The sequence below is a fragment of the Wenzhouxiangella psychrophila genome (genome assembly GCF_042310375.1).
Taxonomy (GTDB): domain Bacteria; phylum Pseudomonadota; class Gammaproteobacteria; order Xanthomonadales; family Wenzhouxiangellaceae; genus Wenzhouxiangella.
On record NZ_JBHJMQ010000002.1, the window covers coordinates 98365 to 124066 of the forward strand.

Genomic DNA, 25702 nt, shown 5'->3' on the forward strand with positions numbered 1-25702 from the left:
TGATTAAATGACGGAATCAACTACAAGTAGGCACCTTGCCGCTAGATGTTGGGGTGGTATTTTGTTACTGGGACTGTTTGTGAGCTGGGTCCATGCAGACACCATTCAGGTACAGGGTGACTCTGATTCGATCCAGGCAGCGATTGATGCCGCTGCTAGCGGGGATACCATTGTCGTTGGGCCCGGAAACTACGATATTGGTGAATTCATAGAGATTGTAGATAAGTCGATTACCCTGATTTCGGACGATGGTGCCGATTCGACCATTCTGAATGGTCAGGATTCGGGCAGTATTCTTTTCATTCGCGGCCCACTTGCCTCGAATACTCTGGTTGAAGGTTTCACATTCATTGACGGCCGGGCAACTCGCTCTCGGGAAGGCGGCTGTGTAGTGATCCGCGAGTCGTCTCCAACAATTCAGCACAACAGATTTGAGAACTGCCGCAGCGACCCAGAGAACTCTTCCAGTTCCGGTGGGGCCATCAAAATATCCGCGGGTGAAAACGCACCCAATCCCGGGCGTCCTACCATTCGGAATAATCGATTCCTGAACAATCGGTCCTACAGTCAGGGCGGCGCCATCCACATTTTCCGGGCCAGTGCCAGGATCATCGAGAATGTTTTTACCGGCAATGTGGCTCGCGGTAGCCTTGAACCCGGCGGCGGTGGGGTGAAGGCGACTCGAACCGAAGGGGATGTGGTCGAAATACGCGGCAATCTGTTCGAGGGCAATGAAGCGAGTTTTGCCGGCGGTGCCATTTCCGTATTCGATGGCAGTGCTGACATCATCGGCAACGAGATTACCGGCAATGGCCGGTCACGATTCGGCGGGGGGATTCATCTCGAGACGGATGACAGGGATCTGGTGTTTCAGGTAATCGATAACGTCATCGAAGATAATTTCGCCACGAATCAGATAAATGACCCCGAGGTCGGGCCGGCATTCGACAGTGTGTCCGGCGGGGGAATTCATATGAACTTCAGGGCTTCAGTGGGTTTTACCGATTCCACGGCCGAAATCCGCGGGAACATCTTTCGGGGTAACAGCGCAGTAGACACCCGATGCACAAGTGACGTCGGGAACAGTGATTGTGGGAGGGGCGGTGCTATCGAGTTCTTCAGCGGGCCGCTGGCGAAGCAATTATTTCAGAACAACCTGATTGAAGGAAATATTGCCGATGTCAATGCTTCAGGAAACTTCGACAAGGTGCAGCTCGTCTTTACCGACAATACGGTCCGGAACAATCAATCGATCTACGTACATCCGGGAGTTGGCTGTGTCGCGGGTGGCGGAGATGAGCCGGTTCACTGCGTAATCGAACGCAACTACTTTCTCGACAATGGATACAAGGATGGCGGTGTTGGCCACCCTTCAATCAATGATACTGGCGCCGTGTATGTGCTGAGAAATACTGCCAGAATCATCAACAACGTTTTTGCGGGGAATTCCGGCTACCACGGCATGATATTCATGCGTCACCGTCCGGAGAATTATCCTGATGCGTTCTCCCGGATTGAACACAACACATTTTATGGCAACCAGACCGAACGGAATGCATTCGGGTCGCTCAGGCTCGAGGGAAATGGATCCATACAGAACAATATTTTTGATGGTGACGCATGGGCGCTGAGGATTGATGATTTTGTAAGCGATGACTCGATCATCGGTTTCAACAACATCGTAAACTTTTCCGAACGTGTTGGACGTATTAACGGCATCAACGTCAATACAGTGGAAGATCTCAATGCCCTTGATGGAAGCGAAGGAAACACCGGTCTCGATGCCGGTTTTGTGGATCCAGCATCACATGATTATCGACTCCAGGAGACTTCGAGTCTCGTTCAGTCTGTGGAATGTCTGGTAGGCGTTGATGAAGATATCGAACATAACTCGCGACCGTTTGGGTCCCTTTGTGATGTTGGGGCGCATGAATATTTTGAAGACACGACGATTTTCCATGACCGGTTTGAAGGCTGATGAAGACAGGTGATTGTGCGGATGGATGGATCTTCATCCATGTAATGAAGACTGCGGGTACGTCTTTCAGAAAGATGCTCGAGAAGCAGCTCGGTGCCGCCGTGTACCCCACACGTGAGGAATTGAAGCAGCACAAGAGGGGCTGGTATCTGAAGGCCCGGGAACTTCGGGAGCGTCTTCAAAGCGGTGAGCTCACGCTTGGAGGGAGGCAGGTGGTTTGTGGCCATTTCTCAGCGTCCGTTGCCGAACGGATGCCGGGGGATTGGCGTCTTGCGGTTTTTCTCAGGGATCCTGTTGCTCGCTCGTTGTCGATGATTGCGCACCGGTTGAAGCATGATGGCCCGGAGAACTTGCTTGGCCATCCGGAGGCGGCCGGGGATGCTGTCTTGAAGTTGCTGGAGGACGAAAAGTTCGTCAATTCCCAGGTTCGAGACTATCAGACGAAAGTACTTTCCATGAAGCCGATGGCGAACGTGAATTCACCAATGTTGGTCGGAGAGCGGGAGTATGAGACTGCAGTCCGGCGATTGGAAAGCATTGATTTCGTCGGGATAACAGAACAGTTTTCAGAGTCTATCAGTTTGTTCGAGTCGGTGTCGGGGATACGATTTAGTGTGCCGCTGCTTCAGCGCAATCGTAGCCCCTTGATTGCGCCGACCGATGCGGCAATCGAGAAGATTCGGAATCTGGTTGGCTACGACCAAAGATTGTATGAATGTGCACTTGAAAGGTTCGGAAAGGAAGCGTCGGGAGACCTGCAAAGGCTGCATGCAGGGGGCAGGTGATCATGCCGTCTCCGGATTTTATTGTCATAGGTGGCATGAAGTGCGGGACGACCAGTCTGTATCATTATCTCGGACATCATCCGGAGGTCACCGTTAGCCGTAAGAAGGAAGTCAACTACTTTTTTGGCCGGCTGTACAACAAGAGATCATATGCCTGGTACAGGCGACAGTTCCCCGATGGCGGGGTGGTCACGGGCGATGTAAGTCCGGTCTACTCAAAACTCCATCTGGATCCCGAGGTGCCCCGCAGGATTCATTCGGCGTTGCCGCATGTCAGGCTCATTTACTTGGTGAGAGACCCCGTTCAGCGATTTATTTCTCACTACCAGCATTCCCTCGCCAAGGCGCGCACGACGCTCAGGGCGGATGCTTTTGTGGAGTCGGAGCTAAGGGGGCCGGGGAACGTCTTTCTGACCGGATGCTATTACAAACACCTGAAGGGGTATTTGGAATACTTTTCCCATGAACAAATCCTGATCGTTGAATGCGAGAAACTGTGGAGTCAGACGACACAGGAGCTTGACAGGATTTTCCGGTTCATCGGCGTTTCCGAAGAGTCTGCCTACGAGGGCTTTGACCAGGTGCATCATAGTAGTTCGAGCAAGTATGTACTGAATCCGATCGGGGCTCGACTGCGGAAGCTGGTTGGGGCGAAGCAGGCTCTTGCATGGTCCAGGTCGCCTATTGGCCGCAAGCTTCTTTACAGGCCCATGCAGAGCATCGCACTGGATGCAGGGTCTCGTGCAGCTCTCGAGCGCGCTTATGCTCCGTGGAACAACTTGCTAAGAGATCTTTGCGGGATGCCTCTCGAAAGCTGGCCTGACTACTCGCGGTTAAGGGGCAAAGGAGACAGGATCCCCGAGGAGCCAATTCCATGAGCCTTTTCCGTGAAACGCTGAATGCGCTTCAGTGGGTTCAAAGGGCAGTATGCGCTCTCCTCGTACTTACTCCGGTTGCCATGCCGGTTTTTGTGATGGCGACCCTGCTCGGGCGCATTTTCGGGCTGCTCGCGTTCTTCCTGCCCCTGAAAGTCATTCTTTTGGCTGGTTCTGACGGCGTTCCCAGGTACTTTGCCTTCTTCATCGATCCGGCCGACAAATTTCCGTGGATCGTCGGGTTGTCTGTCGGGGCAGTCGTGTTCTATCTACTTTCTCTGTTGTTGGATGCTCTGTCCGACAGGGTGGCCGCCAGGGGCAGCGCGAAGGTGATTGCAGCAAGTAGCGGAATTTCCCAGACTACGGACCAAAGGGTTGAATCAAAGGAGTACTACAGCGACTTCGGTTCCATATGCGGTAGTTCGGTCTTCTTTGTAGTTGGCATGTCGGCGTTGGGCTTTATTGATCCCGCACTGGTTATAGTGATCGGCTCTCTTCTGATGCTCCAGTATGGCTTGTCAGCGGCTCTCCTGGAATTCGGAAGCGTTCTTGACCCCAATCCGTTACTGCGTCTGATGGTTGATAGGACGCAGTTCTATCTGACTATTTTCTATTCGATCAACTTCCTGACCGGATTCTTCGTTCTATTGATTCCCTACCTGCAAGGGTCGCAGGGAAACATACTGTTTGCAATTCTGGCAATTCTGATTATCCGTCAGAGTCTCAAGGGCGCCGTACAAGTCACGTCAAAGATTGCGCAGTTGTATCAATTCAAGACACATGTTGATCCGTTCATATTTCGGCAGGAGAAGATTGGTCAGCGTGATCGGGTTGTTAGTCGGACCTTTCGCCAGGTGTTTCAACGCCAGGCGAGAGAACAACACGTTGGCGAGCGACTGATATCACTTGGCTATAAGCCGCGCGATCTGCACACGTTCTATATTGACTTCGGTATCCGCAATTCATACGCATTCAAAGTAGAGTTCTTTGATTCGGGTAGCAAGGATCACGTTTTGCTGCAACAGCAGATTTTCTCGGAGAAGAGTGTCTCCCGGCTTGATCATGAGGAGTTGCTGTTCGAGCATGTTGCAAGAGAGACGGTTCTGGCGCCGAGACTCGTTGATCGCTTCCTGCAGAGTGGGTTCAAGGTTCAGATGGTTGACTTTGGCCTTGGTGCTTTGCCAGAGGACACTGATTGGTCGGAAGTCTGCGAGACGCTTACCCGTCATCTCTGGGAGGTAAGGCCCCCGGAATCCCTGGTCAACGTATTCAGTACATCTAGGTTTACGTTGGAGGGGCGATTGACTTCGGGATTTCTGGAGAGATTGACGGTTGCTCTCGATTCGGATGATGCCATAGCGACCTATCAAACGTTCCAAGCCTATCTTGGTGTGATCAAGGACGTGCTAAAGCAAGTGCCCCTTTGTATCCACAATCCCGCAGTATCTCCGCAGTTCGTTTCGAGGTTCGGTGACGATGAATGGCGAATAATGATCTGGCACCAATGGTCTATTGAGCATATTGGCGTGGGGGCTCCAGGGTTTCTGCAGGGGGAGAGGCTCGAGTCGATCCTGGCGGCTGTCAGGCGGGCACGGGGACTGAAGGAGGATGAACTGACCGTGGATCATGTTGAGCTAGCCAGGGCGTGCAGGATTCTCGAAATCGAGATCGAGAGGGATAAGTACAACAGTGCATTGGCCGTTGCCAGACGTATTGTCGATAACCCGTTGGTTTCGGGGCGCGCACAAGCTGCTTGATGGATATGGTGTGAGTGGAGTTCTCTATCTGCACGCCGGCTTCCACAAGACTGGTTCTACAGCCATTCAGCACTTCGCTGCCCACCATCGCCGTCGCCTCAAAGCAGGCGGCGTTTTGTATCCCCGGCTTTGGCCTGCGACGTTTCGGCCTGTTGCCGGGCATCATTTTCTGGCACACGCGGTTGCCGGCAACGAGCGGTTCCTTACGCTGCGTCAGGCAACACGGCTGGTTGGGCGTTGGCGTCGCGCGGCAGAGGGGCGCGGGCTGACTGTTCTGCTCAGCAGCGAGGCAGTCTGCCGGCAAGCGTTGTCGGGCGAGGCTGAACTTGCGGCGAGCCAGGAGGCCTTTTTGCGCCGATTTCAGTCGGTGCTGGAGGGCTTCGATATCAAGCCTGTTCTGGTGGTACGTCGTCAGGACGACTTCGTTCGCTCGCTCTACCAGGAGCACGTTACTCAGGGCCGGGGTGTGACGGCCCGGATGAAATTTGGGGATTACCTGGAGAAGGCGGCGATTGATAAGTCGCGCTTCCTGGAGCGGCTGAGGCTCTTTCGTTCCGTATTCGGTAGTGTGCACTTGATGATCTATGAAAGATTGCGCCAGGCTGGATTGCCGTCCGCCTTCTTTTCGGAACTCGGTCTCGATGTCGCCGGGGGGCAACACTCACTCGGCGAAACCAGGAAGAGCCCAAGCCCCGGTGAAACCATTCTGAAACAGAAGCTTAATCCCTGGGTTAGGAACGATCGACAGAATGTCAGGTTAATCAAGTGGCTTCGCTCCCGGCGAATGAGAGAGTTACTAGAGCGTCAATATCCCGCCGATCTGTCTCTCTGGTCAAGCGAGAAAGAAAGATCGAACTTCATGCGAAGATTTCAGTCGGAGAACGAGCACATCCTGGCCGAGTTTGGTGACAGTCAATGGCGCACGTTGTTTCCGCAGAATGCACCTGAATCTGTCAAAAGTTCCAGTTCGGCTGCCGGTGAGGTCGAAGAAGCAACGGCCCGAATTCTGAATCAGAAAAAGGCAAAACTCGCGAGTATTCTGGGAAGGGATGCGCTCGAGCAGCTGATAAATGGCTGATCATCTAGGTGGGCAATGGTGTGGGACAATTCCAGGGGGCGAAGTGTGGCGCGGATTCTGTAAAGAGCTCCTGGAGATATGAAGGAAAAGGTTCAATCCCGTCAGATAATTGTACTTGGCATGCATCGTTCGGGGACATCGGCGTTGAACGGTGCGCTATCGGGCATGGGTGTGTATGTCGGTGATCCCGATGACCTGACGAAGCCGCTTGCTGAGAATCCGAAGGGTTTTTTTGAGCGTCGGGATGCGCGCCGAATTTGTGATGCCATGTTGCACGACGAAGGTGCTGATTGGTGGAAGGTGTCGGGGTTCGATTCCGACTCCAATCAACTTCCCCTCGCGGACAGACATCGCGAAGCCATTATCGATTTGCTCAACGAGCTCGATAGTCACGGTCACTGGACACTCAAGGAGCCACGCCTTTGCCTGCTCTTACCACTTTTCCGTCCCTGGCTTCAGAAGCCGCTGGTGGTGGTGGTGCTTCGTCACCCTCTGGAGGTCGCCAAGTCGCTTCGGCAGCGCAACGGGTTTCCCGTACGGGTGGGGCTGGCGCTCTGGGAGGTCTATACCCTTGCAGCGCTTCGGTCGGCGCGCCATGAAACACATCATCTTGTCCGACATTCAGACTTGGTTTCCTCTCCTCACATGGTGATTGAGCGCCTGGTTGACTGGCTGGAAGACAATGGCGTCAGCGGCCTGGATATCGCAGGTGGAATGGAGATGATTGACCCATCTCTTAGGCATCAACGGCACTCGCGTATGGAGGAGGCGTGGTTGCCTAGTTCGGTCTCGGCCCTGTGGGGAAAGCTCTCCGGGGGCGAGTTCTATGGTGACTTGCCGGCCGTTGCTGCAGAGACAATCTGGACTTTGAAGGAGTTCGAGGTCGATCATGGGCGTGAGCTGGCTGCTCGCGCCCAATCGAAGGCACTAAGCAAAGAGTTCCAGAGCGTCCGTGCGGATGTTGATGGTCTGAAGCAAGAACTCGGCACGGCCAGGTCGGAAATCGAATCTTGGAGATCGCAAGCGCAGGAGGCGGAAGCTGAACTGGGGGAGGCCCGCAAGGCGCTTTCGGATTTTCGTTCCGTTGCCGATGGAGCCAAAAAGCAAGCCGAAAAGGTGCGCGCACGATACGAACGAGCGCTCAAAGACTCAAAGCGTCACGTGGATGAGCTTCGCGAGCGACTGGACCAGTCCCGAGAGGAAGCCGGGGCGCTCTCTGCGCGCTTGCGGATGCAGGATGCGGCGCTCGGCGGTATTTGTGCTTCGCTGGGCGGCAAGGGACGAGGCGGCGATGCGGGTCGAATCAATTGGTTTGACCGTGTGACCGTCAGCGTGGTTTTAGTTTTAGAAAATGGCAATGCAAAGTCGATTGTTGCTTGCCTTGATACGATGAAGCGACAAACCTGGCCACGCTGGGAGCTGGTTGTCGTCCACGATCCGGCCAGCTTCGAAGGTGATCGTGATCTTGAGGGCTTGACTGATCCCAGAGTTCGTCTGGTGGCAAGTTCGAGTCATGCTCGAATCAACCTGCGCAACCGAGGTCTTTCGGCCTGTGCGGGCGAGTTGGTGGCGTACTGGGGAGCGGATTCCGATTGGCAGCCGTCTCATCTGCAACGTGCTGTTTCGGCCTTTCAGCATCGGCCGGAGGGCGCCCTGTATTCGAGTGTGATGGATAGCGCTGAGAGTAACGCTGCAGACGATCTGACGGCCCTGGTTCACCGAAAGGCGCTAACGGACTGTTTCGGAGCCTGGGCAACGGCTTCCGGGGACGAGGCCGATGGAGCATTCATTCCCGGGCTGCAGGTTTTGCCGGCCCTGGGTGATGGTGGCCGGACTTTCGCATTAGCCGATCGGCCGGAATACAGCGTGGGAATTGATGAAGCGGTTTCACCCCGTTTTCGACAGGTGCGGCTTATCGGGCCCGAGAGGGCGGGGCAAGCTGCCTTGGACGACTGGCTGCAGGCTTTTGGGCCCAATGTCGATGTGGCGGTAACTCGTTGGGACGCGTTGCAGGATTGCAGCGCCCCGGACAAGCAGGCCGGTGATGGGTGCGAGAGTGACCGTGTTCACTCAACTGTTTCATGGGAAGCATTTCAGTCGGGACTGGCCGAAGAGCTGGCACAGCAGGACGCTGAATGGGTAATTGCGCTCGGCAATAGCCCGGTAGCGCAGCTCCAGGCATTGCTCTCACACTTCCATACGGGCTGTGCCGTGACCATTGTTTCTACGCCGGAACGGGATGAATCTGATCCTGAACGCGATTCCTTGCAGGAGCAGCTTCGAAAGTTGGTCTCGAGTTGTATCGAAGACCTTGGGGAAAGCGATCTTGCCGTATGTCCTTCCTTGATGATCCTCGGTCAGTGCTGGCTCAGCGTTGACTCGTCTGCGCTACGGGGAAGGTTGGCGTACCTTGACCGCGTCCTGTTGCCGGCGGAGCGGCCTCATCGGGCTGTCGAAAGGTTGGCGAATGCCTTCAGCCGATGGCGTACGGCTGGTCCGGGGAACGCCGGGGTTGCTGCGGAAGGATGAAGGCTGTGCGTTGGCTGATCAAGGCACCATCGCCCGAGGATCGGCTCAAACGCGTGCAATGGGGAGACACCCATTTTGCCGAGGCGCTGTGTCGAGCCCTGGCGCTGCGGCACCATGTCGAAATCGATCACCGCGATTCATGGGAGGCAGGTCGCCCTGCCGATGTCGTCGTCGTGCTGCGCGGTTTGTATCGTTATGACCGCTCAAGGTCGGCCGATCCCGATGCTTTGCACGTTCTTTGGCTGATCAGCCATCCCGACGACGTGACGGATTCCGAGCTTGGGGACTACGACCTGATTTTCGTTGCCTCTTCCTCGCATGCCCGCGATCTGGAGGCGAGATTTCCGGATAAGGTGTACACGCTGTTGCAGTGCACGAATACCGAAACCTTTTTCCCTCCGCTGGGTGGGCCACGTGCCTCGGAACGTTCCGGCGTAATATTCGTCGGCAATACGCGTGGGCAGCGACGTATTCCGGTGGAGATGGCGGAAGTAAAGCCGGGCATTCGGCTGCATGGGGTTGGATGGGATACATTCGGGCTCGGTCGACAGGTCGCTACTCAGAGAATCGACAATCATCGGCTGGGAGAATTGTACAGGCGCGCCAGGATCGCTCTTAATGATCACTGGGCGGACATGCTGGAGTATGGCTACCTGAATAATCGAGTGTTCGATGCTCTGGCTTGCGGTTTGCCGGTTCTCACTGATGCGACCCCTGAAGTGGAACGAATTTTCGGAAATGCCTGCGGCGTCTGCGAGGCCGAGTCGGATGATTTCATGGCGGCCTATCGGGAGATGCTTCTGGACTATCCGCGGTATCTCGAGGAGGCAGCCGATGTGGCTGGTCAGGTCTGCCGTGAGCACGGATTCGGGGCGCGAGCACGAGAATTGGAAAACGTGGTAATGAAGGAACTCGGGAACCGGGGTGTGCCCCTGGGTGACAGAGCGCAATCGCTCGATGCTTGAGTCCTGCGTTTCGATCGTAACCCCCGCGCATAACGCGGCAAATGTGGTCGAACGCGCCGTCGCCTCGGTCGCAAAGCAGGGGAGCATGGTGCTAGAGCATATTGTCGTCGACGATGGCTCCACCGATGAAACGAATGAAGTCCTCAAAGCGCTTGCGCGAGCACATTCGCATCTGGTCGTACTGCGTCAGACGCGCCGAGGCGCCGGGGAAGCCCGGAATTTCGGAATCAAACAGGCTCGCGGTCGCTATATCGCGTTTCTCGATAGCGACGACGAGTGGAAGCCGGCCAAACTCGAGCGGCAGATCGGCTTCATGGAAGAAACTGGCACGCTGTTCTCCTACGGTGACTACCTGCGCAGGCGAGTAGGAAGCGACGAAAAAGCCAGGATCATACACAGCCCCGACAAATTGCGGTACGCGGATTTGCTGCACGGCTGTCCAATCGGTTGTCTGACCGTCGCTTTCAACCAGGAAGTGCTGGGGAAGCGCTACATGCCGGATGTCCGAAGGGGGCAGGATTGGGGGCTGTGGCTGAATCTCACCCGTGGCGGTATCATGGCGCGTCGATACCCCGGTATTGAAGCGATTTACCATGTGCGCCGGGGTTCCCTGTCGGGCCACAAGCTGAAGAAGGTTTGCGACGTCTACCGTATCTATCGGGAGCAGGAAGGTCTCGGGCGGCTACATAGCGCGTCGTACCTGATGAGCCACAGCCTGCGCTCTTTTACCAAGTAGTTTAACTGCACGCTCGGAAAGCAGCGTTTTAACAAACTTATGACGAATAGACATTTAAAGGCACTCGAAGCCGAATCGATCCATATCATCCGCGAGGTGGCGGCGGAGTTCTCCAATCCGGTCATGCTGTACTCGATCGGCAAGGACTCTTCGGTCATGCTGCATCTGGCTCGAAAGGCCTTCTGGCCGTCGCCGCCGCCTTTTCCGCTACTGCACGTGGATACGACCTGGAAATTTCGGGAGATGTACGAGTTTCGCGACCGGATCGCCGAAGAAGCCGGTATGGAGCTGCTGGTCCATATCAACCAGGAAGGGGTCGAACAGGGTGTCGGGCCGTTCACGCATGGCTCGAAGGTGCATACCGATATCATGAAGACCCAGGCGCTCAAGCAGGCCCTGGACAAGTACGGCTTCGATGCCGCGTTTGGCGGCGCGCGCCGTGATGAGGAGCGTTCTCGCGCCAAGGAGCGCGTGTTTTCGTTCCGCGATCGCAATCATCGCTGGGACCCCAGGAACCAGCGCCCGGAGCTGTGGAATATCTACAACGGCCGGGTCCACAAGGGCGAGTCCATTCGCGTCTTTCCGCTATCGAACTGGACCGAGCTGGATATCTGGCAGTACATCTACGCCGAGGATATTCCGATGGTGCCGTTGTATTTCGCCGCCGAGCGTCCGGTGGTCGAGCGCGACGGCATGCTGATTATGGTCGACGACGAGGAACGCATGCCGTTCGAGCCCGGCGAAGAGCCGGAGATGCGGATGGTCCGCTTTCGCACGCTCGGTTGCTGGCCGCTGACCGGGGCGGTGGAATCAGAGGCGACCAGTCTGCTCGATGTGATTCGAGAGACGATTTCGGTGCGGCAGTCCGAGCGGCAAGGCCGGGCGATCGACAAGGACGCCGGCGCGTCCATGGAGCAGAAGAAGATCGAGGGGTACTTCTGATCGTTCGCTTGTTCTCTCGTTCTCTGGTTGGCTTGTTCGTTCAACCGTTCAGTCGTTTAGTGACTACGATGCGGGATTGAAAGCGGGTCATGAATGGCAATTGATCATTCGCAGACCTATCGATCCTGGCGGCCTCGGAACCTGGTTCATCGGTGGCGGCTTCGGGTCTTGCAGCGGATTCTGAGCCAGGAGCTCCAGAGACCGCCTCGTGAATACGCAGATTTTGGCTGCGCCAACGGCTATCTGACGCGGGAAGTCGCACGGTGGGTGGGCGCGGAAAGGGCCCTCGGATTCGATCTGCGGCACTGGAATGTCAACAAGGCAAAGCGCTTGTGGCCGGAGATCTCGTTTTCCGAGGCGAATCTGAATCAGGAGCTGGAGCTTGACAGACGTTTCGATCTGATCACCTGCCTGGAGACGATAGAGCACGTCGGCTCTCCTGGTATGGCGACCCGAAATCTCGTCAGGCACCTGGATACAAATGGACTGTTAATCGTGTCGATGCCGATCGAGGTGGGCCCGGTTGGCATCGTGAAATTTCTGCTGAAAAACGGGCTTTTCGGATCGGGTTTTAATCAGATTTCGAGCCGTCCTTCGGTGAGGTGGAAGTACCTGCTCGACCTGGTTATGGACAAGCCGATCCTCAACTACCGACATGATCGGGAGAGTTGGGGAACGCATTTTGGTTTCGACTACCGGACTATCTTGCGGTATTTCAGAGACGAAGGAGTGAACATCGATGTCATCAAGTCCCTGACGACCTGCTTTTGTGTCGTTCGACTGGACGGCAAAATATGAACGATGGGGCCGGAGCGTTCCGGGGCGTCAGTGACACCAGTGTTAAGTGTTAGGTGTGTCGCCGTCGGCTTGAGGTGGCTCAGGGGTGGTCGTTGATGGTTGTGGTGAAGGGGTTGAGGATTTTGAGGTTGTCGATGGTTTGGTCGTTTTTAAGGTCTTCGGATAGGACGTAGGTGCAATTGCTTCTCTGGGCGGCGGCCAGGATCAGCAGGTCCCACCAGCTGTAGTTCAGGCGGTCTTCCAGAGACCAGGCCTGTTCGATTCGGGATTTCCGTTGGCGATACTCGGCCAGCATTTCACCGACCAGGCGGGAAACGCTGGTGTTGCGCCGGGCGGCTTCCATTCGGGCCCAGCGGGCGGTTTCGGGGTCGAGCGTAATGGTGACGTTTTTCATGACACGGATTTCGTGAAACACGAGGTTAGTGTGAAGTGTCGAGTGTGAAGGGGTTCGCGACCGACTTAGTGGCGTTTTGACGCTTTAACGTTTTGATGCTAGATTGGGGCTGGAGGTGTGTTATGAGTGACGCTTTGAAGCGGTCTACGGTTTATTTTGATCCGCAGTTGCATGCGGCGTTGCGGTTGAAGGCGGCCCAGACCGATCGCAGCCTTTCGGATTTGGTGAACGAGGCGGTACGGGAAGCGCTGGCGGAGGACCAGGAGGACCTAGCGGCGTTCGAGGAGCGGGTCTCGGAGCCGACCATGACCTATGAGACCTTGCTGAATGACCTCAAGGCTCATGGCAAATTATAGTCTGGTCTTCAAGAGATCAGTTGCCAAGGATCTTCGCCCAATTCCCCCAAAAGACGTTGCACGCATCCTCAAGAGAATCGAGTCACTTCGGGATGATCCCCGACCAATCGGTTGCGAAAAACTTTCGGGGCAGGAGCGGTATCGACTAAGGCAGGGGCGGTACCGGATTCTCTATGAGATAAGCGACAAGGAGTTGGTGGTAACTGTCGTGAAGGTGGGGCACAGGAAGGGGATTTATAGAGAGTGAAGTGTGAAGGCTAAGAATGAGTTACTTTTCGTTTGAGGATTTGGAGGTCTGGAAGCGAGGGTGTCGGGTTGCTGTGGAGGTTTGCTCGTTGCTTCGCAACTCGCGGGAGTGGGGCTTGCGGGATCAGATGATGCGGGCGGCTGTTTCTATTTCATGGAATATTGCTGAGGGGGCAGAGCGGAGTACGCCTCGGGATTTTGCCCGGTTTCTGGATATTGCTCGTGGTTCGGCCGCTGAGTTGCGGACTCAACTATATATACCGGTACGGGCTGAAATGCTGCCCGAAGACAGGGCAAATGAATTGATTACGGAATTAAAGGAAATTTCATCCATGCTGCACAGCTTGTCCCAACAGCAACGCGCAAAGGTGAAGGAAGAGGATCCTTCACACTTCACACTGAACACTTCACACTCTGCGTCGGAGCAGTGGTAATGGCTGTAGTGGATATCGAAAAGGTCCTGACCGAAGACGCGCAAAAAGACTTACTGCGCTTCATTACCTGCGGTTCCGTCGATGACGGCAAGTCGACGCTGATCGGGCGGTTGTTGTTTGACTCGAAGCAGGTATACGAGGATCAGATGGCCGCGGTCGATCGGGACTCCAAGAAGTGGGGGACGACCGGGGACGAAGCCGACCTGGCCTTGCTGGTGGATGGCCTGCAGTCGGAGCGCGAGCAGGGCATCACGATCGATGTGGCGTATCGGTATTTCGCTACGGCCCGGCGCAAGTTCATCATCGCAGATACGCCGGGGCACGAGCAGTACACCCGTAATATGGCTACGGGGGCTTCAACTGCGGGTCTGGCAGTCATTCTGATCGATGCGCGCAAGGGTGTGCAGACGCAAACCAGGCGACATTCGTTCATTGTCTCCCTGCTTGGAATCAAGCAGGTGGTCGTGGCGGTTAACAAGATGGATCTGGTCGATTTCGATCAGGACCGCTTCGAATCGATCAAGGCGGATTACCTGGAATTTGCCAACAAACTCGATTTCGACTCGGTGGATTGCCTGCCGGTGGCGGCATTGCGCGGGGACAATGTGACCGTGCGGGGAGACAACCTGGCGTGGTTCGAGGGGCCGACCTTGCTGAAACTGTTGGAGACCTTGCCTGCTGAAGGTGCCCACACTGCGTCCGATTTCCGGTTGCCCGTTCAGTATGTCAACCGCCACAGCTCCGACTTCCGCGGTTTTGCCGGCACCATCGCCGGCGGGAAGGTCGCTGTTGGGGAACCGATCATGGTGATGCCATCGGGCCGGCAGAGCCGGGTCGAGCGTATCGTTACATTCGACGGTGATCTGGAACGGGCCGAGACCGGGCAGGCGGTCACGCTGACCCTGGAAGGCGAAATCGACATCAGTCGCGGCGACCTGCTGGTCCATCCCGACGAGCGTGCGCGTGTGGCCGAAGCCCTGGACGCCCGAGTCGTGTGGATGGCCGATACGCCGTTGTTGCCGGGACGCCAGTACGACATCAAGCTGGGCCCGAAAGCGGTTTCGGCCATTCCCGAGCTGGTGCATCATCGTATCGATGTCAACACGCTCGAGCACCAGCACGTTGACGAGCTCGGTCTTAACGAGATCGGCCTGGTTCGCTGGCGGCTGGGTGCACCCGCGGCTTTCGACAGCTACGAGCACAATCGCCATACCGGCGCATTCGTGGTTGTTGATCGCATCAGTAATCTGACCGTTGGCGCCGGTATGATCGTGCGTCCGGTCACCGACACCCTGGCCGACAAGTCTCAAAATGTGGTTTGGCACGAGCACAAGATCACCAAGGTGCAACGGGCCGGGCAAAAGGCACAGCGGCCGGCGGTGCTGTGGTTTACCGGGCTGTCGGGTGCGGGCAAATCCTCGGTGGCCAACGCCCTGGAACAGGCCCTGTTCCAGCGTGGGCACCATAGCTACCTGTTGGACGGCGACAACGTGCGCCACGGTCTCAACCGGGACCTGGGCTTTACCGACGAGGACCGGGTCGAAAACATCCGCCGCATCGGCGAAGTCGCCCGCCTGATGGCCGATGCTGGACTGGTGGTGCTGACGGCCTTCATTTCGCCGTTCCGCTCGGATCGGGCGATGGTGCGTGAGTTGATGGAGCAGGGCGAGTTCATCGAGGTGCACGTCAGTGCCAGTCTCGAGACCTGCGAGCAGCGTGACCCCAAGGGGCTCTACGCCAAGGCGCGTGCTGGTGCGATCAAGCACTTCACGGGTATCGACTCGCCCTACGAGGCGCCCGAGGATCCCGAGATCGTCGTGGACAGTGAAAAACTGTCGGTGGAAGAGGGGGTGGATGTCGTGTTGGAATATCTCAAACGAAGGGGTATCCTGCACTGAGTTTGTGAGGGTGTGACGTGCTGGCGGACGCGGCAAGAATCCTGTTTGCACTGGGGCTCCCGTTTTTGACGGGGGCCCTTTTCATATGCGCCTGTTGGCAACGAGAGCGACCGGGCTATCGCCTCGCGGTGGCCGGCATGGCGTTTCCGCTGGGCATGGTGGGTGTCATCCTGGGCTACGTGCTTCTGGATGGCTTGGGTATCGGCCTGCAGTATGCCTGGAACGCGGGTTTGCAGCTGACCGTTGCAGTCATTCTGGGTACTGTGGCGTGGTGGCGCAGGCGGCGGTCCGCCGAAGAGTTCACAATGGCCGTCAACGGCGGCTGGAGAGAGCTCGCCCCCTGGGCGCAATGGCTGGTTGCCGGCCTACTAGGCTGGATGATATTGCGCTGGCTGGGCATTGTAGTCGAAGTCATGCACCGGCCCCTGTTCCCCTGGGATGCCTGGTATGCCTATGGTGCTCAGGCCAAGGTCTGGTTCTTCGCCGAGAAGCTGGGTGTCTTTGCAAACGGCTCGGCGTGGTTTGCGTCGGACGAACCGGCCTGGTCGGTGGGCGGGGTAAGACATCCGCCGGGCATCGGTTTGATTCAGCTTTGGATGGTCCAGTCACTGGGGCGTTGGGATGACGCCTTGATGAACCTGCCCTGGCCCCTGGTATTTGCCGGTTTGGGCGTGGCATTTGTCGGCCTTGCCCGGATTGCCGGTGTGTCGCTGCTGGTGTCCGTTGTGTGCCTGTGGCTGGTGATGAGCCTGCCCGTGCTCGATATCCAGGCCGTACTGGCCGGGTATGGTGACCTGTGGATCGCGGTTTACCTGTTTCTGGCAACCTGCGGCTTGATGCTATTGCGGCGGGAAGGCGACAAGGGCCTGATTGCGGTCATTGCTGCCGCTGTGGCCGGCCTGTTGCTGATCAAGGAGGTCGGCGCCTTCTGGCTTTGCCCGGTTGTGCTGGGACTGCTCGCCGGCTGGTTGACGATTTTCAGGTTGCTGCTGACGGGTGTCGTGGTGGTCGCGATCGGTGTGGCCGGTCTTTGGTGGCTTGGAGAGCCCGTAAAAATCGGAATTCTTGGGGAGTTCGGCTTTGCCGATGGCGTACCTGTCTTTCCCGGCTACGTACCGATGTGGGGTGCGTTGGCGACTCATCTGTTCGTCCTTCCCAACTGGCACTTGTTCTGGTGCTTGGTGGCATTGTCGCTGCCGGCAGTATGGATCGCATGCCGTCGAAACCACAGTCTGCGGGTGCCGGTATTTACGGGGCTGGGCGGCGTCATCGCCCTTTTTGGAATTTATGCATTTTCGGACCTGGGGCATTCTGTTATCGATGGCACCAGCGTCAATCGGCTGCTTCTGCATCCTGTGCCCGTGCTCGGATTGATGTTGGCGCTGGTGGCGGAAAACTGGCGCCAAAGGCACTTCCCATGACCCCGGCGCGCTTCCTGACAGCCGCCGTTGCTTCCATGGCTAGTGTGTGGCTGATTTTTTGTCTCTGGTTTTACTGGGGAGACAACCATCGCAAGGTGCTCAGACCAATCAGTGTTCCGGCGGTAAGCTGGAGCATTCTATCCGGCGAAGGCGAGGCAGAGTCCGGTCGCCTGAGGTTGACTGGTGCCGGCAGCCGCGGTGGCATCCTGATGCAGGCACCGTTGCCGACGCCTCTGAGCGGCCAGGCGGTCGATCGGGTGGAGGTTCAACTCGACGAGCCCCGATCATTCCATGGCTTCTCGGTCGGACTGTCGCGGTCTCAAAGCGTGTCGGCGGGCAGGCGGGTGGCCGCTCGGTGGGTGGATGGCAGAACGGCTGTCGTGCGCGGACACAACCTGTTCATGGATAATCCGACACTCGCTTATGTAACGATTCAAGTGAGAACCGGGCTGAATGAGCCGTTCTCCATCACGAGTACCGAAGTTCACCGCGCGCGCCCGGATTTTGCCGGATTGCAGTCGCTCCTGGTGGACAGCCTGGTCGATTTCGGTGGCTGGACTCAGAGAAGTATCAACCACAACAGGCCGGAATATGCGCCGTTGAAGGTTTCCGCGGTGCCGGCGATCGTCGTTTGGGCCATATTGACCTGTATCTTGCTGCTCGGCCCTCGCATTCTTTCTCGTCGTATCGGCCGCAATCAGGTCGTGGCGACGGTGGTTGTGGTTCTTCTGCTCGGGACCTTTCTGCTCGATGCGGGCTGGCAGGTCACTCTCTGGGAGCGGCATGGCCAGGCTGTCGGTCGTTATTCAGTCGTTGACCCCCATGATCGACGTCGCAATAACGTCGATGGCGAACTGTATGGTTTCATTGAAGAGGTTAAGAGCAGGCTCGACTCCGACTCGAATCGCGTGGTGGTATTCGCTGATTCGCTGTTCGGATTTCTGAGGGCTCGTTACTTCGCTGTTCCGAATCCGGTCACCGGGCGGAAGGGCGCCCATCCACGGTGGCTTTATCGCATGCGGTCCGGTGATGTGCTTATTGCGATTGGGAACAATCAGAATCTGCATCGTGAATCCGTGGCAGAGACTCGCCGGGAGGCGCCTTCGGGGCGCTCCCGCCCCTGGCCGGTCGAATCGACCGAACGGAATGGGGAATGGGTGGCGCAATCGAACTGGATCGAGGGCGAAGGTTCGAATTTTGGTAAGCTGACATTGACGTTAACCGCACAGGCTGGTCAAGGGTGGGTCAGTGTTTTGATCGAAGGTCGGGGGGGTAATAACCCCGGACGCGTGCGGCGAGACGTTTATCTGACTGCGGGCAAGCAAACTGGCGTTACCCTGCCGTTCAAAAGCGAGGCTGGAGGGGAGTATCGATTCCGCGTCCGCGCTACGGACGCATTAAGCGTGAAAGCCGTCGAGAGTGAATTGTCTTTACTCAGCGACAACAGCGGAGTCGAACGGCTGAGCGTGGCCAGGAATTCACCTTACGTGCTGGCGCGCCGAATTGCCCTGGATTCGGAAAAGATCGCGTGGGAGATCCTGTAGATGGAGTGGTTGAGTCTCAACCTGATCGTAGCAATGACAACCGCTTTTCTGGTGGTTGTTTTCGTGATGCCGATTCTTCGCCCCGCGGCTCACAAGATCAACCTGGTGGATCGGGCCGGCGGGAGGAAACGCCACGAAACCGTCGTGCCCCTGATCGGTGGCCTGGCCATGTTCGCGGCCATCTGCATCGCGCTGATGCTCGTGGATGCGCCATTGCGCCCCTTCGCCAGTCTGGTCGCGGGCATGGGGATTCTGCTGATGATCGGGGTTGTCGACGACTTGATCGACATGACGGCGGGGGCCAAGCTGTTCGCGCAAGTGGTGGTCGCCGTCCTCATGGTGTCCTGGGGAGAAGTGCAGGTCCATTCGCTCGGCAATCTGTTTGGTGTCGTCCCGGTCGAGCTTGGTGAGTGGGATATCCCGTTCACGGTTCTCGCCACATTGCTGCTGATCAATGGCATCAATATGGCTGACGGCACCGATGGCCTCGCCGGCGGAATGACGGCGGTGGCGCTGGCGATGCTTCTGGCCGTGGCGGTTCTGGGCGGGGCGCATCGTTCCTACCTGGCGGTCAATGGCGTGTTTCTGGCTGCCGTAGTCGGTTTCCTCTGCTTCAATATCCGGGTTCCCGGTCGCCGCTTTGCCACGGTTTTCATGGGAGACTCGGGCAGCATGATGCTGGGCTTCGGGTTGGCCTGGCTGGCTGTCTATCTCAGCCAGGTCGAGGGGTTGGGCGTTTATCCGATATCCATCGCCTGGATACTGGTGCTTCCCATACTGGATGTGGTGATTCTCTATTTTCGGCGCCTGATGAAAGGGCGGAGCCCGTTTTCGGCCGACCGTGAACACCTCCACCACCTGCTGCTGCGCTCGGGTTTTTCCGTCACCCTTACTGTATGGCTGATTCTGGCGACCGCGGTACTGTTCGGTTTGATCGGCGTTCTGGGCTGGCAGTGGCGCTGGCCGGAATATGCGCTGTTCCTGGGGCTGGCCTTCGTTTTCGTTCTTCATTACGGGATATCCGTGTCGGCGTGGCGGATCATGCGGTATCTGAAGAAGCGGTAGTTTCGTCGTATCGTCGTTTTGTCGTTCCGGAAAAGTTCTCTCCGGGCCAGATTGTGCTCGCGAGTCTTTCCCCAAAAGCCCTGTAGTGGTACCTTAGATTCCAAGGGAGTAGAAATCTCGGGGCGATCGCGCAGGTTGCAGGCAGGTATGTATGCGACCGTCACTGCCGCAAGGCCGAGGGAACATGAATTACAAGATTTTCCGATCCGCACCCCGTGGCACGCCCAGTTTGGCCGTAGTTACCTTCCTGGCCCTGCTGGCGCTCCCAGGTTCGGCAGCGGCGCAGCCCTCGTTTTCAAAGTCTTTCGACCCCGCCACCATCGGGTCGGGCAGCGCGAGCCGTCTTGTATTCACGATCGAGAACGGCAGCGGCGCTCCGGTTACCGATATGGCCTTTACCGACATATTGCCGGCCGGGGTGACCCTGGCTGCCCCCGCGGTGCCGAACCACACCTGCGATAGTGGGACATTGACCGCGCCCGATGGTGGTTCAACAATCACCTTCACGGGTGGGGAGATTGCTGGCGAGGCCAGTTGTTCGGTGGAGGTTCTGGTAACGAGTACGGCTGCGGGTACGCACATCAACGTTTCAGGTGATCTGACATCGAACGCGGACAATAGCGGCAGCGCCACGGCTGATCTCACGGTAGTGACAGATCGACCGGGATTCACCAAGAGCTTCTCGCCGTCGTTAGTTCCATTTGGTGGCCGTAGCACCCTGACGTTCACGATCGACAACAGTGCCAACGGCTCTGCGGCGAGCAACCTCAGTTTCTCCGACGAGCTGCCGGCGGGCTTGGAGGTTGCCGATCCAGCCGGTGCCTCGACCACCTGTACCGGGGGAGTTCTCACGGCCAGTCCGGGATCGGCGACTGTGTCCTACAGCTTCGCCTTCTCCGGTGATGCAACGGTCGACGCCGGCTCGATCTGCACAGTGACCGTCGACGTCGTCCCGGTCGGGATCGGCTTCCTCGACAACTTATCCGACGACCTCGCCTCCGTAGTCAGCTTCACGGCCCGCTCTTCCGGCCTGGCCGTCGACACGCTTGAGAGCACGGCCGGCGACATCGTGCTTATCAAGGAATTCCTTGCCGATCCAGTACCGCCGGGCGACACCGTCGATCTCGAATTCACGATCTTCAACCGAACGCGTTCCGATGACGCCACCGACGTCAGCTTTGTCGACGATCTCGAAGCCGCCCTCTCCGGCCTGGAGGCCACCAGCTTGCCGATGTCGGCCTGCGGCGGCACGCTGAGCGGTACCTCTACCCTCACTTTCACCGGCGGCACGGTGGCGGCGTCAAGCGAATGTTCGTTCACCGTCACACTGCAAGTCCCCGCCGGGGCCGCCCCGGGTGTCTATCCCAATACGACCAGCAATATCGAGGCGGATTTCGGCTTCAGCGAGCCGAGTTTCGGCAACCAGGCAACGGACGATCTTTTCGTTTTCGCCGCACCCGTTCTGACCAAACGCATTCTCGACGCAGGCACCCTGAATCCGATTTCATCCGTGCCGGCCGGCGAGGATGTAATTCTGGAATTCGAGATCACCAACAGCAGCTCCACCTCCGACGCGACCGACATCGAGTTCGAGGACAATCTGACTGCATTCCTGCCCGGTCTCACCGTGGCCACGCCATTGGCTGAGGACCCCTGTGGTGGCGGGTCGGCGCTCAGCGCGTCCACCGACTTAACCGGAATTCTCACCCTCGCCCTGAATGGCGGCAGCCTCCCCACCGACGGCTCCTGCACTTTCCAGGTTACGGCACAGATTCCCGGCGAAGCCCCCGTCAATCTTTACACCAATGTCACGAGCGAGGTTACCGCCACGGTGGGCGGTGAGACGGTGGCGGGCCCGCCGGGCGAAGCCGACCTGACAGTGCTCGCGCCTCCGGCGTTCAGCAAGTCTTTTCTTTCCGGAGCGCCACCGGGTGGCACGGTGGACCTGCAGTTCAACTTGCAGCTCAGCGAGAATGCCCCGGGGCCGGCGACCGATATCAGTTTTACAGATGACCTTTTCGCCACACTGAACGGTCTGACCGCCGTGACCCTGCCGGCGGACGGCTTTTGCGGTGCCGGCTCCCAGATGACCGGTACCGACCTACTGTCGGTTACCGGAGTCACCCTCGAGCCGGGGGTGTCGTGCAGCTTTGAGGCAACGCTGCAGGTGCCGGTCGAAGCCATTCCCGGCGAGTATCCGAATACCACAAGTGCAGTCAGCGCCACCATGGATGGAACGGCGGTTGACGGGCCGGCGGCCACCGCCGACCTGCGGTTGATCGGCCTGCAATTGCTCAAGAGCTTCCCGGACAGCCCGTCGGTTGCCGGCGGTACGGCCACCCTCCGCTTCGTGCTCGACAATAGCGCCTCGTCCCTGGCCGCCAGCGGTATCAGCTTTAACGATGACCTCGGGAACGTCATTTCAGGCATGACTGCCACGGAATTGCCGGCGGACGACTTCTGCGGCACCGGCTCCCAGGCGACCCAGAGCGGCGATGTGGTGACGGTGAGCGGCGCGTCACTGGCTGTGGGTGACACTTGTACCTTCGAGCTGACCGTACAGGTGCCGGCCGGGACGGCGGCCGGTTTCTACAACAACCGGACCAGTCAAATCACAGCTAACATTAATGCCGAGACTGAGTTTCTGCCCCCCGCCGACGCCCAGTTAGAGATCATCGATCCGCTGGCTATTTCCAAGGCATTCATCGACGATCCGGTGGCCCCAGGGGAGACGGTGGCTCTGGAATTTACCCTGATGAACAATAGCCCGACGGACAGTGCCACGGGCCTGACATTTACAGACGATCTGGACGCCGTCCTGGCGGGCATGAGCGCCACCGGCGTGCCGGCCGACGGCTTCTGCGGCGCCGGTTCCCAGGCCACTGGTGGTGGCGTGCTTTCAGTTACCGGCGCCAACCTGGCGCCAGCAACTTTCTGCACTTTTCAGGTCACCGTGCTGGTGCCGGCGGGCGCTTCTGCCGGTACAACGGTAACCAACAACACCAGTGCCCTCTCCGGGGAAGTCGGCGGCACGGCGACATCCGCGTCGCCGGCCAGCGACGAGCTGCGCATCGATCTGGTGGATCTCTCCAAGTCCTTCGCCGGCCCGGTGGGCGCCGGTGGCACGGTGGTCCTGAGCTTTCAGGTCGAAAACCAGAGCACGTCGGCGGTAGGCGATCTCAGCTTCACCGATGATCTGGGCGCGACCCTGAGCGGCCTCCAGGCCGTCTCCCTGCCGGCATCGCCGTGCGGCGCCGGCTCCTCGATCACGGGCGCCTCAGTGCTGACAGTCACCGGCGGCTCCCTGGCTGCCGGGGAATCGTGCAGCTTTGACGTCACATTGCAGGTGCCCGCCGGGGCGGCACCGGGCATATACCCGAACACGACCAGCGGCCTTACCAGCCAGGGCCAGCCTCTGGGGACGGCGGCCAGCGCGGACCTCCAGGTCGAGCCGGCGCCGGCATTCGACAAGACCTTCAGCCCGACGACGGTGCTGGTAGGTGATGTTTCTGTGCTCACATTCAATATCGACAATGGCGCCAGCGTGATTTCCGCCGACGATCTGGACTTCACCGATAATCTGCCGGCGGGGCTTGAAGTGGCATCACCGCCCAGTGCGTCCACCACCTGCACCGGCGGTACTCTGACGGCCGTTGCGGGAGCGGCGAGTCTTTCCTATACCGGCGGTTCGGTGGCCGCAGGCGCCACCTGCACAGTATCGCTGGATATTGCCGGCAACACGCCCGGGAGCCAAATCAATACCTCTGGTGCCCTGACTTCGTCGCTGGGCAACAGTGGCACCGCCGGGGCCAGCCTCGAGGTGTTGGCGCCATTGCTCACGTTGCAGAAAGAGTTCCTGGGTACGCCCGTTGCCGGGGATACCATTGACCTGCGCTTTACCGTCACCAACGATTTTGCCGAACCATTGAGCGACATCGCCTTCAATGACGACCTGGATGCCGTGGTGCCGGGGCTGGAGGCGTCGGGTCTGCCGCAGACAGACGTCTGCGGTATCGGATCGCAGGTCGCCGGGACGTCGGTGATCTCCTTTACCGGCGGTGTCCTGCCGACAGGTGGCGAATGCAGCTTCACAGTCACCCTGCAGTTGCCGCCGGACCTGGCTCCGGGGCAGTACAGCAATGTCACCAGTGCGGTCAGCTTCATCCGCGAGGGCGTCGTGCTCGAAGTCGATCCAGCGGTGGCGGACTTGCAGGTCGAGCCGCCGCCGGCATTCACCAAGGCTTTTGCCCCCGATGTGATCGGTGTGGATGAAGTCAGCACATTGACCTTCACGATCGACAACGCCGAAAGTTCGATTGACGCCGGCGATCTGGCCTTCACCGACACGCTGCCCGCCGGCACCACGGTGGCTTCCACGCCTGAAGCCAGCAATGGCTGTGACGGCACCTTGACGGCGGCCGCCGATAGCGGAACCATCGAACTCAGCGGCGGCAGCGTGCCGGCCGGGGATGCCTGCACCGTATCGGTCGACGTGACGGCATCGACCGAAGGTAGCTACACCAATGTCTCCGATGCATTGACGTCTTCCCTTGGCGACAGCGGTACCGCCAGCGCCGTCCTGCAAGTTGCTGACACCGATATCAATGTCGGCAAGGCGTTCAGCAGCCAACCCGTCATTCCGGGTGGCCTGGTCGACCTGGAGATCACAATCGGCAACAGTTCCGAGTTTGCCCTGGAGGACATTGCGTTGAGTGACGACCTGGATGCGGTGCTTGCGGGCCTGGCTGCCGAAGGCCTTCCGCTGGACGACGTATGTGGAACGGGCTCACAAGTTACCGGTGCCGGCGTGGTGGATCTGGCCGGCGGCTCGCTGCAGGCCGGCGAGAGCTGCACCATCATCATTCCGGTGCGCGTGCCGGGCGATGCCGCTTCGGGTACCTATGCAAACACAACCGGCGCTGCTACAGGAACGCGCGAGGGACTGGCGGTTCAGGGGCCGACGGCCAGTGCCGATCTCGTCGTTGAAACCCTGGGCTTTGAAAAGACCATTGCACCGCAGGACGTGGGAGCCGGCGCCACGGTCGACATCACTTTCGTGATCAATAATCCGGACCCGGTCAACAGTGCCGAAGGCCTGACCTTCACCGATGATCTCGATGTCTTCGTGTCGGGAATGACCACCAGCGACATCCCGCAGCCCGATGCATGCGGTGCCGGCTCACTGCTTGACGGAAGCCCGGTTGTCCAGTTAAGCGACGGTATCGTTTCGCCGTCGAGCTCCTGCACTATCACCGTAACCACCAATGTTCCCGCTGACGCCACTTCCGGTGACTTCACGAATCAGACCAGTGCCCTTGAGGGGCAGGTCGGCGGGACGGCATTCAACGCCGCAAGCGCTTCCGCGCCCCTGGGCGTTCAGGGTGCGCCAAGCTTTACCAAGGCATTTACACCCGAGCAGGTCGGCCCGGGCGAGACATCGACCCTGACCTTCACCATCGATAACAGCGCCAGTACTTTTGACGCGGATTCGCTGGCTTTTGTCGACCCGCTGCCTTCCGGCATGCAGGTTGCGTCCGAGCCGAACGTCTCCAATGACTGCGGCGGAACGCTCAGTGCTACAGCCGGTTCCGGGTCAATCTCCTTGACCGACGGCAGCGTGGCCGCTGGATCGCAATGCACGATATCGGTCGACGTAATAAGCCGCGTGGGTGGAACCCGGGACAATGTGACTGATGATCTGACCTCCAGTCTTGGTAACAGTGGCTCGGCGTCCGCCTCGCTCGTCCAGTTCATTACCGTGCCGACCATCGACATCAGGTGGATGCTGGCACTGGCCATGCTGCTCATGTTCGCCAGCTGGATTCACATGCGCAAAAACTGACCCTTGATTTACCCACTGCCTTAAGCAGCGGGCCCTTACAAAGGAAATTGGGAGATCAC

The 25702-nt window shown here is 58.3% G+C and carries 19 protein-coding genes; 18 read left to right on the forward strand and 1 reads right to left on the reverse strand.

Going from position 1 to position 25702, the window contains the following annotated elements; all coding sequences use genetic code 11:
• Positions 1–7: 7 nt before the first annotated feature.
• The 10 genes from ACDC66_RS03150 to ACDC66_RS03195 all read left to right on the forward strand — a co-directional run bounded on the left by ACDC66_RS03150 (position 8) and on the right by ACDC66_RS03195 (position 12443).
• Positions 8–1978, forward strand: coding sequence for a right-handed parallel beta-helix repeat-containing protein (locus tag ACDC66_RS03150; RefSeq protein ID WP_376695225.1), 1971 nt, complete (start codon positions 8–10; stop codon positions 1976–1978).
• On the forward strand, positions 1978–2763 hold the full coding sequence (locus ACDC66_RS03155) for a hypothetical protein (RefSeq protein ID WP_376695226.1): 786 nt from the start codon (positions 1978–1980) through the stop codon (positions 2761–2763). Before ACDC66_RS03150 ends, ACDC66_RS03155 begins: the two co-directional genes overlap by 1 nt.
• 2 nt (positions 2764–2765) lie before the next feature.
• On the forward strand, positions 2766–3641 hold the full coding sequence (locus ACDC66_RS03160; protein ID WP_376695227.1) for a sulfotransferase domain-containing protein: 876 nt from the start codon (positions 2766–2768) through the stop codon (positions 3639–3641).
• On the forward strand, positions 3638–5395 hold the full coding sequence (locus ACDC66_RS03165) for a hypothetical protein (RefSeq protein WP_376695228.1): 1758 nt from the start codon (positions 3638–3640) through the stop codon (positions 5393–5395). The genes ACDC66_RS03160 and ACDC66_RS03165 overlap by 4 nt, the downstream gene beginning before the upstream one ends.
• A 10-nt stretch (positions 5396–5405) precedes the next feature.
• Entirely contained in the window at positions 5406–6473 is a 1068-nt protein-coding gene (locus tag ACDC66_RS03170; RefSeq protein WP_376695229.1) for a hypothetical protein, read from the forward strand.
• A 78-nt stretch (positions 6474–6551) separates the two neighbouring features.
• The gene (locus ACDC66_RS03175) at positions 6552–9002 is read left to right on the forward strand and encodes a glycosyltransferase (protein ID WP_376695230.1); all 2451 of its coding nucleotides are present in this window, start codon (positions 6552–6554) and stop codon (positions 9000–9002) included.
• Entirely contained in the window at positions 8999–9967 is a 969-nt protein-coding gene (locus tag ACDC66_RS03180) for a glycosyltransferase family protein (protein ID WP_376695231.1), read from the forward strand. The genes ACDC66_RS03175 and ACDC66_RS03180 overlap by 4 nt, the downstream gene beginning before the upstream one ends.
• Positions 9960–10703 carry a glycosyltransferase family 2 protein gene (locus ACDC66_RS03185; RefSeq protein ID WP_376695232.1) on the forward strand — a complete coding sequence of 248 codons (744 nt, stop codon included), beginning with the start codon at positions 9960–9962 and terminating at the stop codon, positions 10701–10703. The genes ACDC66_RS03180 and ACDC66_RS03185 overlap by 8 nt, the downstream gene beginning before the upstream one ends.
• Positions 10704–10742: 39 nt before the next feature.
• Positions 10743–11645 (forward strand): sulfate adenylyltransferase subunit CysD, encoded by a 903-nt coding sequence (cysD, locus tag ACDC66_RS03190; RefSeq protein WP_376695233.1) that lies wholly within the window; start codon positions 10743–10745, stop codon positions 11643–11645.
• A gap of 93 nt (positions 11646–11738) precedes the next feature.
• A complete protein-coding gene (locus tag ACDC66_RS03195) occupies positions 11739–12443 on the forward strand; it encodes a class I SAM-dependent methyltransferase (RefSeq protein WP_376695234.1) in 705 nt (234 codons plus the stop codon).
• 79 nt (positions 12444–12522) lie between these two features.
• Here the strand turns inward: ACDC66_RS03195 and ACDC66_RS03200 are convergent, their stop codons facing one another.
• Entirely contained in the window at positions 12523–12837 is a 315-nt protein-coding gene (locus ACDC66_RS03200) for a hypothetical protein (RefSeq protein ID WP_376695235.1), read from the reverse strand.
• Between the two features lie 122 nt (positions 12838–12959).
• Here ACDC66_RS03200 and ACDC66_RS03205 point away from each other — a divergent pair, with 122 nt between their 5' ends.
• The 8 genes from ACDC66_RS03205 to ACDC66_RS03240 all read left to right on the forward strand — a co-directional run bounded on the left by ACDC66_RS03205 (position 12960) and on the right by ACDC66_RS03240 (position 25643).
• Complete coding sequence (locus ACDC66_RS03205; RefSeq protein ID WP_376695236.1) at positions 12960–13193, forward strand: CopG family transcriptional regulator; 234 nt, start codon at positions 12960–12962, stop codon at positions 13191–13193.
• The gene (locus ACDC66_RS03210; protein WP_376695503.1) at positions 13180–13440 is read left to right on the forward strand and encodes a type II toxin-antitoxin system RelE family toxin; all 261 of its coding nucleotides are present in this window, start codon (positions 13180–13182) and stop codon (positions 13438–13440) included. Before ACDC66_RS03205 ends, ACDC66_RS03210 begins: the two co-directional genes overlap by 14 nt.
• A 16-nt stretch (positions 13441–13456) precedes the next feature.
• Positions 13457–13873: a four helix bundle protein gene (locus ACDC66_RS03215; RefSeq protein ID WP_376695237.1), complete on the forward strand. Its 417-nt coding sequence runs from the start codon at positions 13457–13459 to the stop codon at positions 13871–13873.
• Entirely contained in the window at positions 13873–15771 is a 1899-nt protein-coding gene (cysN, locus tag ACDC66_RS03220; RefSeq protein WP_376695238.1) for a sulfate adenylyltransferase subunit CysN, read from the forward strand. The genes ACDC66_RS03215 and cysN overlap by 1 nt, the downstream gene beginning before the upstream one ends.
• A 137-nt stretch (positions 15772–15908) precedes the next feature.
• Entirely contained in the window at positions 15909–17192 is a 1284-nt protein-coding gene (locus ACDC66_RS03225; RefSeq protein ID WP_376695239.1) for a hypothetical protein, read from the forward strand.
• Positions 17189–18736: a hypothetical protein gene (locus ACDC66_RS03230; RefSeq protein ID WP_376695240.1), complete on the forward strand. Its 1548-nt coding sequence runs from the start codon at positions 17189–17191 to the stop codon at positions 18734–18736. Before ACDC66_RS03225 ends, ACDC66_RS03230 begins: the two co-directional genes overlap by 4 nt.
• A 33-nt stretch (positions 18737–18769) precedes the next feature.
• Positions 18770–19801: an MraY family glycosyltransferase gene (locus ACDC66_RS03235; protein ID WP_376695241.1), complete on the forward strand. Its 1032-nt coding sequence runs from the start codon at positions 18770–18772 to the stop codon at positions 19799–19801.
• 184 nt (positions 19802–19985) lie between these two features.
• Positions 19986–25643 (forward strand): DUF7933 domain-containing protein, encoded by a 5658-nt coding sequence (locus ACDC66_RS03240; protein ID WP_376695242.1) that lies wholly within the window; start codon positions 19986–19988, stop codon positions 25641–25643.
• Positions 25644–25702 lie beyond the last annotated feature (59 nt).